We start from the raw sequence: 13,803 nt of genomic DNA on the forward strand, positions 1-13,803 counted from the left end.
GTCAACCTTTCCTTCTTAGTCCATCTAGTATAACATAGGTTTCAGGCTTAATCGAAGTTAACGATAGGAGTGACAGCTGTGTTTAATCAAGAGGATTTTGACGTGTTTAAGGACCAAACATTACCGGGACGGATGGCCGGAGTCCGTGGGGTGATCGATCCTAAATTTGAAGCCATCGCCCCAGTCATCAAGGAGGCACTGCAGCAAAGTGCGCCAGTGGCTGATCATATTGCTAAACATTTACGCCGGTTCAAGAATCCGCCGATGAATACTTGGATCGCGTTTAACCAAAATCCACGGGGTTATAAAATGACACCACATCTCATGCTGGGGTTCTGGGATGATCGGCTATTTTTATGGCTGGGGACATTAGCCGAGGCATCCGACCGAGAGTTGATGATTACTCGGTGGCAAACTTTATTGCCGGACTTGGTCAAGTTACCTGCTGGGTTTGAAATCAGCCCTGATCATATGGCCAAAAAGAGCACGACGGCAACGATGGCCGGGCTGAAGCAACAACTCGACCGCTATGAAACCGTGAAACAGGCTGACTTTATGGTTGGGCGGCAGTGGTTTAAGGACGATGCGGTTTTTCAGCACCCCAAGGACTTGAAACAAATATTGATTGAGACGACGCAGCAGCTGGCACCATTCTACACAGCATTGAACGCCGATTAATCACTGGAGGAGAGAAAATGACAACACTTCTTGGTCTTTTCCTGATCTTAATGCTCATTGTGATCGTGATCGGGTCCATTCAAGGCAATCGTCAGGTCATTATCATTGGGATGATTGGGCTGGGCGTACTAGTAGTTGTGGCTGTATTCTTACTGGTTGTGGGCATCCCCAACATCTAGGACAGTCAAAAACAGCAAAAAAAAGCAACCTGCCAAATGGCAAGTTGCTTTTTGAGTTGACGCGGAAGACTATAGCTTGTTGTAGTATTCAACGATAAGTGATTCGTCGATATCAGCATCAAGTTCTTCACGTTGTGGTAACCGTGTTAATTGGCCTTCAAGCTTGTCGGCGTCGAATTCAACGTATTGAGGACGACCAACGACTGCTTCAACAGCGTCCTTGATGATTTGCATATCCTTGGACTTTTCACGAACACTAACAACTTGTCCTGGCTTAACTTCGTATGAAGGAATATCCACACGCTTGCCATCAACAGTGATGTGACCGTGGTTAACCAATTGACGAGCTTGGCGACGAGTAGTAGCCAAACCTAAACGGTAAACAACGTTGTCCAAACGACGTTCGAGCAAGATCATGAAGTTAACACCATGCTTGCCTTCACGGATTTTACCGGCACGAACGAACAAGTTCTTGAATTGACGTTCAGTTAAGCCGTAAGTGAACCGTAACTTTTGCTTTTCGCGAAGTTGCGTCCCATATTCAGACAACTTTTGACGACGGCCTTGACCGTGATCGCCAGGAGCGTATGGACGACGAGCTAATTCTTTACCAGTCCCTGAAAGGGAAATACCAAGACGACGTGAAATGCGCCAGCTTGGGCCTGTATAACGTGACATAAATTGAATCCTCCAATGATTTTTAGTTGGAGTAAAATAATTCTTCGTAAGCACAGTATTCGTGCAGATCACTTTGCAGGTTTCGCCCTGTGCAGCCGCAGGTTACTAACTGAACCACCAAGTGGGCAGTGACCTGTTGACGAGCTTACCGCTTACCGCCGCATTATTTTACACAAAGAGTAGTGTACCTCGAAACGCTAGTCAATGTCAATGTGTGTGAGCAAAATGTCAGCAAACTGTTCAAGTTCAGCTTGGTCGTCAGTGGTAAAACGCGAAAGCTTTGGTGAATCAATGTCCATGACGCCGATTTTTTTGCCGTCCTTGATCAATGGTACGACAATTTCGGAGTTGCTGGCTGAATCGCAGGCAATGTGGCCAGGAAATTCATGAACGTTTTCAACGACTAAGGTTTTTTCTTCTTTAAAAGCTGTCCCGCAGACGCCATTGCCGATTTTAATATGCACACAGGCAACGTTTCCCTGGAAGGGTCCGAGCATCAATTCATCGGTGTCTTCCTGGTAGAGATAAAAGCCGGCCCAGTTAATATCCGTGAGGGATTGGTTGAGCAGGGCGGATGCGTTTGATAAGTTGGAAATCAGGTTGTGTTCGTTATACAAAAGAGCATCAATCTGTTGGTTCATTAATGATGGTGTTGCTTCTTGCATAAAATCGCCTCTTTACTATTGATTAAAACTTAAAATTCCGGTGAAGCCTTTTCACTAACTATGCTATAATTTAAGCTAGGATTGATTTTAATGGCTAAATGTATAAAAAGCAAACAAAAGCGGTTCACCATACATATGAAAATGGTAAACGAAGGACGGGGATTGGATGTTTAAGGTTTTCGTGGGAATCATCATCTTAGCGATTGTAATTTATGGCGGTATTTTAATCTACCAACAGTATCTGCTGCGCCAGCTCAAAACCATTGACCAGCAGCGTCAGCAACTGGATATTGACGGGTTGGATACAGCGGTGGCGCAAGTCAAAACGATGAGTTTGACCGGGAAGACGCTTGATCAAGTTCAGGAGTTGCTGACCGACTACACGGCATTGAACGAAACACGCCTGCCACGGTTGAAAGCGCAACTGGATCAAGCCACTGGCAGCGCGAAACAATACCGGTTGTTAGCGACCCGCAGTAATTTGAAGAAGGCACAGGATTCATTACGGGTCACCCAAGATGCTATTGCTCAGTTAACGGACCAGATCGATGAACTCAAACAGGTGGATGAGCAGCATAAAGCTGCCGTTAAAGCCCTAGAAAAAAAGTACCAGGATCTACGCAAAACGTTGCTGGCTAAAAACTTCATGTACGGTCCAAGCATTGATGGGTTGGAAACTGAGTTAGGCACACTGGAAGATGACAACGACCGGTTTAGGGAACTGACCAGTCAAGGCGATCATGAAAAAGCAGCTCAACTTTTAGCTCAGCTCCAAAAGGATACCGAACACCTTGAAGAAATGATCGAACAGATCCCACCATTGTACAAGAATCTGGAAACCGAATTTCCAGCACAAATCAGTGAACTGCAACAGGGGGAAGCAACCTTGAGCGCCCAAGGCTTTAAGTACCCAGAGGCTGATATGCACGACCAGATTCAGGGCTTAAACGGTGAGGTTAAGGCCGGTAAAGATGCTTTGACGCAGTTAGATATGGATAAGGTCCAGGCAAACGACACCGCGCTGACGAATAAGATCGACCACTTTTATGACACCATGGAAAAGGAAATGGGTGCCAAGGAAAAGGTCACGACTAACCTAGACACTCTAGCCAAGTTTATCGCCCATGCCCGGAACCAAAATACATTACTGACCCGCGAATTGGATCGGTTAAACTTAAACTACACGCTTGATCACCAAGAAGTTGAGACCGCCCGTGAGTTTAAAGAGCAGATTCGCAACTTGGATAGTGCCTATCAAGCAGATATTGAAGCCATCCAAAGTAATCAGGCTGTGTATACGCAAGTGTTAGCCCGTCAAACGCAAGCGGAACACGATCTGCAGCAAATTGAAGAGCAGCAGCAGACAATCAACACTGCTGTCTCAGGGTTGGTTAAGGAAGAACAACAGGCACGTGATACGCTGCAACAATTTGAGCTGCGGCAACACGGGTTACGACGTCAGGTGGAAAATTTAAATCTGCCAGGCGTCTCTAAGACCTACCTTGACTACTACAATGTGGTGCGCGATGAGATTGCCAAACTTAACGATGATATCAACCAGGTCCAAATTAATATGGAAGAGATCACAAAACAGTTGATCATGATTCAGTCTGATTTGGACATCTTGGCTGAGAAGACGACCGATCTTGTCGACAGCGCTGAGTTATCTGAACAGTTGATCCAGTACGCTAACCGGTATCGGCTGACCCACGATGAAGTTGCGAAAGCCAGTCAGGAAGCTCAGCGGTTATTTGATCAGGAATTTGATTACGCAAAGAGTCTTGAGACGATTGCCACCGTTTTGGATCAGGTTGAACCCGGTTCTTATAAGCGGTTAGAGGATAATTATTACCACCAAAAGGGGACGACTAAGAAACCGGAACCTGAGGCAAAAGAAGAACAGTAAGTTTGAGTGTACGTGCCAGTTGGTGCGTACACTTTTTTTGTGAGGAAAACGGTTTGATGTTTGGTTCGGGTTTTGTGTTTGGTTGTGACGCGGGTTATTGTTCTTGCTTTGTTATGGGATTCTGCGATAGTGACGTTTTGGGATATTTTTATTTCTGCGATGGCTTGGTTGATGCAATTGCTCTAAAGACCCGGTCCTCACGGTGATTTAGCTAATTTGGCGTCGAAACGTGTTCCGAAAGGCAAGGGGCTCCTGCGTAAGGGACTTTGACCTAAAAAGGCCGGGTCTGCCTTTTTGGGTCAAAGTCCCTTACGCTCCGCCCCTTAACCGCCTTTCTCCACACTCTACTTGTAACCCCACCCATTTCTCGTTATAATAAAAGCACTTTTTGATTGAAGTCGAACCAATCTAAAAATAAAGAGGCTTAGAAATTTATGATTTATTTTGATAACAGTGCTACCACTAAAGCAGCACCGGAAGTTGTGGATACCTATGATAAGGTCAGCCACCAGATTTGGGGCAACCCATCCAGTCTGCACCAGTTTGGTGAACAAGCCTTTAATCTGTTGGAACAATCTCGTAAGCAGATTGCTGATCTGCTTGGGGCTTCGCAAAGCGAGATCCTGTTCACTAGCGGCGGGACTGAAGGTGACAACTGGGTCGTAAAGGGAACCGCCATCGAAAAGCGGGCGTTTGGGAATCACTTGATCACCACTGCCGTTGAACATCCGGCCATCCATAACTCAATGGAACAGCTGAAACAACTCGGCTACGAAGTGACTTATTTGCCAGTTGACGAACACGGCCGTATCTCAATCGATGATTTGAAGAAGGCCATTCGGCCAACCACGATCCTTGTGTCTGTCATGGCCGTCAACAATGAAATTGGGACCATTCAACCACTAAAGGAAGTGGCAGACGTGCTCAAAGACTACCCGAAGATTCATTTTCATATCGATGCTGTGCAAGGAATTGGCAAGGGCATCCAGGACATGATCATGAATGACCGGGTCGACTTTGTGACGTTCTCTGGTCACAAGTTCCATGCCCCACGCGGTATCGGATTTATTTACGCGCGTCGTGGTCGCAAGATTGCGCCATTATTGACCGGTGGCGGTCAGGAACGCAACTTGCGGAGCGGGACTGAAAACTTACCAGCCATCGCTGCAATGGCCAAGGCATTGCGTTTGTTACTTGATAACGAACCGACTAAGGTCGACACTCAGCGTCAGATCAAAGAACGCATCTTCAATCACGTTAAGGACTTCCCACTGGTCACCACGTTCTCAGAAGATAATGACGGGTTTGCCCCGCACATTCTCTGTTTTGCAATTCGCGGTGTTCGTGGTGAGACCATCGTTCACGCGTTTGAAGAACACGAAATCTACATTTCAACGACGAGTGCTTGCTCATCTAAGAAACATTTGGCATCCAGCACTTTGACTGCAATGCGGATTCCAGAAGAAGTCTCAACGAGTGCCATTCGGATCTCATTGGACGAACACAACACACTGGCAGAGGCCGATGAATTTAATACGGTCTTTGATCAGCTTTACAAGCAATTTGAAAAATTGAGCAACACTTCTGCTGACGAACCAGCGAAAGCTTAATTTCTAAAACAAAGGAGGGTATCTATGGAATACACAGAAATCATGGTGCGCTATGGTGAATTGTCCACAAAGGGTAAAAACCGCAAAGATTTTATCAAACAACTGGGCAAAAACGTTCGTCATAGTCTACATGACTTTCCCGGCCTTGATATTCGGGCTCAGTATGACCGGCTGCACGTGGCTTTAAACGGCACGCCAGCTCAACCGGTCATGAATCGGTTGAAGGGCGTATTTGGTATCGAAAACTTCTCCCCGATGATCAAGCTGGAAAAAGATTTTGACCAGGTTAAGGCAACGGCACTTCAAATGGTGCAGGCGCAGTACAAACCTGGCATGACATTTAAGATCAACACGAAGCGTCAAGACCACCATTTCGAATATGACACTAACCAGATCAACGATAAGCTGGGTGGTCACATCCTGCGTAACGTTCCTGGTATTGAAGTCCAAATGAAGCAGCCTGATATCATGATCAAGGTGGAAGTCCGCTTAAACGGTATCTTCTTGACCAGTGAGACCATCAAGGGTGCTGGCGGCCTGCCGGTTGGTACTGGCGGTCACGCGGTGATGATGCTTTCTGGCGGGATCGATTCACCAGTTGCGTCATACCTTGGCATGAAACGGGGCGTTAAGCTGGACATGGTGCACTTCTTTAGTCCGCCGTACACCAGTGAACAGGCGTTAGCTAAAGCTAAGGAACTCACCTCAAAGATTGCCGGCTATGCTGGCAGTATTCAGTTTGTCCAGGTGCCGTTTACTAAGGCCCAGGAAGACATTAAGGAAAAAGTCCCAGAGGGTTACCTGATGACCATTCAACGTCGGATGATGCTGCGGATCACCGCAGCTATCGCACAGTTGCGTGGGGCAAAAGGGGTCTTTACTGGCGAATCGTTGGGTCAAGTGGCCTCCCAAACACTTGAGAGTATGTTGGCCATCAACGATGTGACGACCATGCCCGTGTTACGGCCGCTGGTTTCAATGGATAAGACTGAGATTATTAAGATTGCCGAACAGATCGACACCTATGAGTTGTCGATTCTGCCATTTGAAGATTGCTGTACGATCTTCACACCGCCGGCACCAAAGACGCGGCCTGATTTAGAGAAGACGCGTAACTTTGAAAAATTGATTGACGTTGACGCCTTGATGAAAGAAGCTATCGATGGCATTCAAGTCTGCAACATCAAACCTGGGGAGAACTTTATGAACCAACAGGAAGATGTCTTTGCGGAATTACTTTAAATTTAGCGAAAAAAGTCTGGCATGATGCCAGACTTTTTTTGATGCACGCCATCATTTGCAGGGATTAGAATCCCAAATTGCCGTAATCTTAGTGACTTAGTGACTTAGTGACTTAGTGACGATGAAGCGATTTTGCTGCCATTAGACGTCAGTAATCAGTGAACATTAGGTGGGGGAGAATTTAGTGGCGCGTTACACAATTTTCATTAATCTAAATCGCTATTTTCAGTACGGACACCTTGCATTTTCCAAGTTCTCGCGGTAAATTAAGAAGAAATTGGTTCAGTAAAGGATGTGTTCATCGTGAAGGTTACGTTTCGAGGGGAAACTGTTGAGTTAGAAGGCAATCCGCCGCAAGTTGGCGACCAGTTGCCGAAGTTTAAGTTGTTTGATACGGATAACAATAAGGTCAAAATGGCACAGTTGTTAGGCAAACCGCTTTTAATTTCCATTATGCCGGATATTAATACCCGGGTATGCAGCATGCAGACTCGCAAATTTAATCAACAGGCAGACCACTATCCGGATGCGACGTTCATCGCCGTTTCAAATAACACGATTCAGGAACAGAAGAGCTGGTGTGCGGCTGAGGGCGTTGAAAACCTGCGCGTGCTGTCAGATGAGGAACTATCGTTTGGCTACGCAACCGATCTCTACCTGCCAACATTGGGAAATCTTGCACGCAGTATCATTATCACCGACGCTGAAGGTAAAATCACTTATGAGGAGATCGTTCCTGAAATCACCGATGAACCAAATTACGTGGCTGCGTTAGATGCATTGGAAAAGTTGACCGACCGCGTTGAAGATTAAAACAGCAAGCTGGTAAAACTCACAATTGACAGTTGACGTGTCGCTTAAAATTGGCTATCATAGCGAGTATAAGCAATGAGCAAGAGAGTAAGCCATTCGATTTGTGCAGAGAGAAAACGACCGCTGAAACGTTTTTCAAACCGGATTACTGAAGGTAACTTGTGAGCTGTCGGACTGAACGAACAGTAGGTCTGGCCGGAACAACATCCGTTAGATTGTTATTAAGAGGGGTTAAAAACCCAATTTAGGTGGTACCGCGAAAAGCATTTCGTCCTATGTTTATAGGATGAAGTGCTTTTTTCTTACATAACAGTCAAAAATAAGGGAAACAGAAGGGAAGCAGAATCTATGGCAGACGACAACACACAAATGCCGCCAAAGTACGACCCGCAAGCTGTTGAAGCTGGTCGTTACAATGAATGGCTGGACGCAGGACTTTTCAAACCGAGTGGGGATAAGAAGGCTCACCCGTATTCAATCGTTATTCCGCCGCCGAATGTTACTGGTAAGCTGCATTTAGGTCATGCTTGGGATACGACTTTACAAGATATGCTGATCCGGCAAAAACGGATGCAGGGTTTTGACACCCTGTGGCTGCCTGGGATGGATCACGCTGGGATTGCAACTCAAGCTAAAGTTGAGGCTCGGCTGCGTGAACAGGGCATCAGCCGCTATGACCTTGGCCGTGAAAAGTTTGTTGAAAAGGTCTGGGAATGGAAGGACGAATACGCTGATACCATTAAGAAACAGTGGTACAAGCTGGGCTTGTCACTAGACTACTCCCGTGAACGGTTTACCCTTGATAAGGGGTTGTCTGAAGCCGTTAAGAAGGTCTTTGTTCAACTGTATAACAAGGGCTTGATTTATCGCGGAGAATACATTATCAACTGGGATCCGCAAGCACGAACTGCGTTGTCCGACATTGAGGTTATCCATAAGGACGACAAGGGCGCTTTCTATCACGTGAAATACAAGTTCGCTGATGGGAAAACGACCCTTGATGGCAAGGACTACATTGAAATTGCCACTACCCGTCCCGAAACGATGATGGGGGATACTGCTGTCGCCGTAAACCCTAAGGACGAACGGTACAAGGACGTGGTTGGCAAGAATGTCATCCTGCCGTTAGCTGACCGTGAGATTCCAATCATCGCCGACCAACACGCCGATCCCGCCTTTGGGACAGGGGCCGTTAAGATCACCCCAGCACATGACCCTAATGACTTTCTAGTTGGGAACCGTCATAACTTGGAACGCATCAACACCATGAATGAAGATGCTTCCATGAACGAAAAAGCCGGCAAATACGCCGGTATGGATCGGTTTGAAGCTCGGAAAGCCATGGTTCAAGATTTACAGGATCAAGGGTTGATGATTTCTATCGAACCAATCGTCCACTCCGTTGGTCACTCAGAACGGACGGGGGTTCAAGTCGAAGCCCGGTTGTCCACACAATGGTTCGTTAAGATGAAGCCGTTAGCTGAACAAGCGCTCAAGAACCAAGAGACGGACGACAAAGTATCCTTCGTGCCAGACCGGTTTGCTAAGACCTTCTCCCAATGGATGGAGAACGTCCACGACTGGGTTATTTCACGACAACTGTGGTGGGGCCATCAAATTCCAGCTTGGTACAATAAAAAAACTGGTGAGACTTACGTGAACGAAGAACCACCGGCAGATATTGAAAATTGGGAACAGGATAAGGATGTTTTGGACACCTGGTTCTCAAGTGCCCTGTGGCCATTTTCAACGATGGGTTGGCCCAACGAAGACGCGCCTGATTTCAAGCGCTACTTCCCAACGGACACGCTGGTTACCGGCTATGATATTATCTTCTTCTGGGTTTCTCGGATGATTTTCCAGTCCCTTGAATTTACCGGTCGTCGGCCATTCAAGCACGTGCTGCTTCACGGGTTGATTCGTGACGAAACGGGTCGTAAGATGAGCAAGTCGCTTGGTAATGGGATCGATCCCATGGACGTGATCGACAAGTACGGTGCCGATGCACTGCGGTGGTTCTTGTCCAACGGCTCAACACCTGGCCAAGATATCCGGTTCTCTTACAAGAAGATGGATTCTGCTTGGAACTTTATTAACAAGATCTGGAACGCCAGTCGTTACGTTATCATGAACTTGGGTGACATGACGTTGCCAAAATTACCTGCTGAATCCGAATGGGACTTGGCAGACAAGTGGATCTTGAGCCGCTTAAACGCAACGGTCAAGCAGGTCACTGAACAGTTCGAGAAGTTTAACTTCGGTGAAGCTGGTCGGGCCTTGTACGACTTTATCTGGAACGACTTTTGTGACTGGTACATCGAAATGTCCAAGGAGATCTTGAACGGTGATGATGAACAGGCTAAGTCAAAGACGCGCAACGTTTTGGCTTACGTTCTCGATCAGTTCCTCCGCTTGCTGCACCCAATCATGCCATTCGTGACCGAAAAAATTTGGTTGACGATGCCGCATGAAGGCAAATCATTGGTCGTGGCGCAGTACCCAGTTGACCACCCAGAATTTGATAACGCCAAGGCTGAGGGTCAAATGGCCAACCTGATCGAACTGATCAAGGCTGTCCGGAACATCCGTGCTGAAGCCAACGCGCCAATGTCATCAACCATCGATGTGCTGATCAAAACAGCGAACACCGATCTGGAAGCCGTTTTCGAAAACAACCGTGAGTACATTGACCGGTTTGTGCACCCGAAGGAATTGACGATCGGCGCTGATGTGGCCGCACCTACTTTGGCCATGAGTGCCATCATTACGGATGCTGAAGTCTACGTTCCACTGGCAGAATTGGTCGATTTGAACGAAGAAGCTGCCCGACTTGAAAAGGAAGTTAAGAAGTTCGAATCAGAAGTTGACCGCGCCAAAAAGAAATTGGCTAACGAACGCTTTGTTGCCAATGCACCTGATGATGTGGTGGATGCTGAACGTCAAAAGCAAAGTGAAAACGAATCGAAGTTACAAGCAACTAAGGATCGTTTAGCAGCGATTAAAGCGCAACAATAAATAGCTGTTTGGCGCTCGATTGCGGACTTCGTTCATGCTATAATAGAAAATAAATGAAAGGCTGGGATGCGAATCCCGGCCTTTTTGCGAGGACGGGCGTCAGCTAGGCTGACAACTGTTAAGACTATGTAATAAGGCTGGGGATTGTGACATGATTAGCAATTACGATGATGCGTTGGCGTTCATTCATGGCCGAACGCAATTTAAAAAAAGCGACCATTTAGATCGAATGCGCTTATTTATGGCCAGACTTGGAAATCCGGAACGGCAACTTTCCGTTATTCACGTTGCCGGCACGAATGGAAAAGGATCGACCGTCGCGTTTTTACGAGATCTTTTGATGGCCACCGGCAAGACAGTGGGCACGTTTACGTCGCCATTTTTGATGCGCTTTAACGAACGTATTAGTGTCGATGGCGTACCAATTCCGGATCAGGATCTCGTTGAGATGGTGAACCGGGTCAAGCCAGTGGTCGATGACCTCGATCAGACGCTTGAAGAGGGCGGACCAACTGAATTTGAAATCATTACGGCGATGATGTTTTGCTACTTTAAAGACCGTGTCGACGTTGCCGTGGTTGAAGTTGGCATTGGCGGCATTCTTGATTCGACAAATGTGTTGACGCCGGAGGTTTCGGTCATTACCACGATCGGTTATGACCATATGAAGCTATTGGGATCAACGTTGCCTGCGATAGCGGGGCAAAAGGCCGGGATCATCAAACACGGTAAACCGGTTGTAGTCGGTCGGATTCCTGAAGAGGCCTTAGCGGTGATCGAAAAGAAGGCTGTTGACGAGAAGAGCCCGATCTACCGGCTCGACCATGAGATTATCGTGAAGCCAAAACCGGACCGAAACTGGGAAGAAAGTTTTAAATTTCAGTTTGACGGCTTCACGTTTGACACGGTCAAAATTCAATTGCTGGGACAGTATCAAATTGCAAATGCCAGTTGCGCCTTAGCTGCCTTTATGTTGTATCAGGCTGCACATCACCAACCATGGGATCGTCATGAGACCTTAGCGGCACTTGCCAAAACAGTCTGGCCCGGCCGGTTTGAGCCCGTCAGTCAAGAGCCGCTGATCGTTTTGGATGGTGCGCATAATGAACCAGCGGTGACAGAGGTGCCACAGTTGCTGAAACAAAAATTCAGTGACCGTGAAATCTATATCGTGTTTGCTGTCTTGGCGGATAAGCAGTATGAAAAAATGTTGACGCTATTGCAGACGGTGCCGCACCACCATATTATTTTGACCACTTTTCAGGGGCCGGGCACGCGGCGTGCGGTCGACCCGGATGCGTTAAAGGCAAAGCATAATAGCGATGCACGCATTGACGTGGTCGATGAGTGGCAGTTGGCGATTGGAACCGCATTGAAAACAATGTCCAGTGATGATTTGCTGTTGATAACGGGCTCGCTATACTTTATTTCGGATGTTCGTCATTTCTTTTTAGACGGTGATTCTTAGGATTCTCTTTGGGGTTGGCGGACAACAAATAGCGAGTGTGCTGATGGCAAATTCTGGTTGTATCGCCCGCTAATTATTAAAATCCGTTAAATTTGAAAGAAAAACTTGCCGAAAGCCCCAATAATTAGGTATGCTTTCAATGGCAAGTAGTTATTAAACAAAATAGGTATGGTATAATACACCTAGCAAAATTTAAAATACATGTCAATCGTATGACTGTAGCCAAGTGAAGGGATGAAACATAGTGTTCAGATTAGGAACGAAAAATATTGGCATCGACCTTGGGACTGCAAATACGATTGTTTACGTTGACGGTAAGGGTATCGTTTTACGTGAACCATCAGTAGTTGCGAGAAACACCAAAACAGGTGAAATTGTCTCCGTCGGTGAAGACGCGCGAGCAATGATTGGGCGGACACCCGCTAGCATCGTTGCCATTCGCCCCATGAAAGACGGCGTTATTGCCGATTATGACACAACAGTTGCCATGATGAAGTACTTTATTGAAAAGACTTTGGGCAGCTCAAACGGCAAACCATACGTCATGGTTTGTGTACCAAGCGGGGTCACAGAAGTTGAAAAGCGCGCTGTGATCGATGCCACTCGGGTTGCCGGTGCGCGTGATGCGTACGTCATTGAAGAACCATTTGCAGCTGCCATTGGTGCTGGTTTGCCAGTGATGGATCCAACCGGGAGTATGGTGGTTGATATTGGTGGCGGGACCACTGATGTTGCCACGATTTCCTTAGGTGGGATCGTTTCCAGCCGTTCGATTCGGATGGCTGGTGACAAGTTGGACGATGCCATTGTGGCTTACGTTCGACAACACTTTAACCTGTTGATCGGCGAACGTACTGCTGAACAGTTGAAGTGGGATATTGGTTCCGCTTCTCCAGAAGCTGTCAAGGATGACGACGGTGCATCAATTCGCGGTCGTGACCTGATTACCGGCTTACCAAAGACAATTGAAGTTTCCGCTGCTGACATTGCTGAGGCAATTCACGAAGTTGTTGTTGAAATTATCTCTGCAATCAAAGAAACACTGGAAGAAACGTCCCCTGAAATTGCGGCCGACGTTATCGACCATGGGATTGTCCTCACTGGTGGTGGTGCGCTGTTGCGTAACCTGCCAGATGTCATTGCAGACGCTACTAAGGTGCCCGTATTCATTGCAAACGATCCTTTGGATTGTGTCGCAATCGGTACTGGTGAATCTCTTAAGAGCATCGACGTTATGAAAAAGAAATAACATTTGGAGGCTGGGCAAAGATGATGACTTTTGCGCAGCCTTCTTAGTTTGAACGGTGTCTCTTCTGATGTAGAAATTAGTGGGGCATTGTTTGGACTGGTATCAATCGGCAATTTTTCATTCTATATTGAGTGTGTGATTGGCCTTTTTCATCGTTTTTTATGATGCGTACCGTGTTTGGTGCGCATTGTGAGCTGCAGAATCTCGAACTGTGCGGTTGAATTGTGCGCGATACATAACGCGCATGGTGGACTGCAATCGCAGTATTTTATGTGGGCCGAAACGTGTTCCGGAAGACAG

General features: G+C 46.9%; 11 protein-coding genes and 1 other annotated feature. Of the genes, 9 read left to right on the forward strand and 2 right to left on the reverse strand.

The features are described 5' to 3' along the window. The first annotated feature begins 78 nt into the window (after positions 1 to 78). Together FC82_RS04190 and FC82_RS16695 are read left to right on the forward strand one after the other, a co-directional pair. Positions 79 to 678, forward strand: a complete 600-nt coding sequence (locus tag FC82_RS04190) for a DUF1054 family protein (protein ID WP_056996292.1) — start codon at positions 79 to 81, stop codon at positions 676 to 678. Between the two features lie 17 nt (positions 679 to 695). Continuing rightward, the gene (locus FC82_RS16695) at positions 696 to 857 is read left to right on the forward strand and encodes a hypothetical protein (protein WP_156405122.1); all 162 of its coding nucleotides are present in this window, start codon (positions 696 to 698) and stop codon (positions 855 to 857) included. 69 nt (positions 858 to 926) lie between these two features. Here the strand turns inward: FC82_RS16695 and rpsD are convergent, their stop codons facing one another. Continuing rightward, positions 927 to 1,535 (reverse strand): 30S ribosomal protein S4, encoded by a 609-nt coding sequence (gene rpsD, locus FC82_RS04195; protein WP_054760738.1) that lies wholly within the window; start codon positions 1,533 to 1,535, stop codon positions 927 to 929. Positions 1,536 to 1,732: 197 nt separating this feature from the next. Beyond that, the gene (locus FC82_RS04200; RefSeq protein WP_056996293.1) at positions 1,733 to 2,200 is read right to left on the reverse strand and encodes a GAF domain-containing protein; all 468 of its coding nucleotides are present in this window, start codon (positions 2,198 to 2,200) and stop codon (positions 1,733 to 1,735) included. A gap of 166 nt (positions 2,201 to 2,366) precedes the next feature. Between FC82_RS04200 and ezrA the strand changes: the two genes are divergently transcribed. From ezrA to FC82_RS04235, 7 genes are all read left to right on the forward strand, one after another. Beyond that, complete coding sequence (gene ezrA, locus FC82_RS04205; protein WP_056996294.1) at positions 2,367 to 4,106, forward strand: septation ring formation regulator EzrA; 1,740 nt, start codon at positions 2,367 to 2,369, stop codon at positions 4,104 to 4,106. A 434-nt stretch (positions 4,107 to 4,540) separates the two neighbouring features. Continuing rightward, the gene (locus FC82_RS04210) at positions 4,541 to 5,716 is read left to right on the forward strand and encodes a cysteine desulfurase family protein (RefSeq protein WP_054760736.1); all 1,176 of its coding nucleotides are present in this window, start codon (positions 4,541 to 4,543) and stop codon (positions 5,714 to 5,716) included. Positions 5,717 to 5,740: 24 nt separating this feature from the next. Beyond that, complete coding sequence (thiI, locus tag FC82_RS04215; RefSeq protein WP_054760733.1) at positions 5,741 to 6,958, forward strand: tRNA uracil 4-sulfurtransferase ThiI; 1,218 nt, start codon at positions 5,741 to 5,743, stop codon at positions 6,956 to 6,958. A 303-nt stretch (positions 6,959 to 7,261) separates the two neighbouring features. After that, a complete protein-coding gene (gene tpx, locus FC82_RS04220; RefSeq protein ID WP_054760731.1) occupies positions 7,262 to 7,771 on the forward strand; it encodes a thiol peroxidase in 510 nt (169 codons plus the stop codon). Positions 7,772 to 7,837: 66 nt separating this feature from the next. Then, positions 7,838 to 8,050, forward strand: a binding site (T-box leader). A 69-nt stretch (positions 8,051 to 8,119) separates the two neighbouring features. Then, complete coding sequence (locus tag FC82_RS04225; protein WP_056996295.1) at positions 8,120 to 10,786, forward strand: valine--tRNA ligase; 2,667 nt, start codon at positions 8,120 to 8,122, stop codon at positions 10,784 to 10,786. A gap of 151 nt (positions 10,787 to 10,937) precedes the next feature. Next, positions 10,938 to 12,254 (forward strand): bifunctional folylpolyglutamate synthase/dihydrofolate synthase, encoded by a 1,317-nt coding sequence (locus FC82_RS04230; RefSeq protein WP_056996296.1) that lies wholly within the window; start codon positions 10,938 to 10,940, stop codon positions 12,252 to 12,254. Positions 12,255 to 12,498: 244 nt separating this feature from the next. Next, complete coding sequence (locus FC82_RS04235) at positions 12,499 to 13,503, forward strand: rod shape-determining protein (RefSeq protein WP_054760729.1); 1,005 nt, start codon at positions 12,499 to 12,501, stop codon at positions 13,501 to 13,503. Positions 13,504 to 13,803: the final 300 nt, after the last annotated feature.

The sequence above is a fragment of the Secundilactobacillus collinoides DSM 20515 = JCM 1123 genome (genome assembly GCF_001435975.1).
Classification (GTDB): domain Bacteria; phylum Bacillota; class Bacilli; order Lactobacillales; family Lactobacillaceae; genus Secundilactobacillus; species Secundilactobacillus collinoides.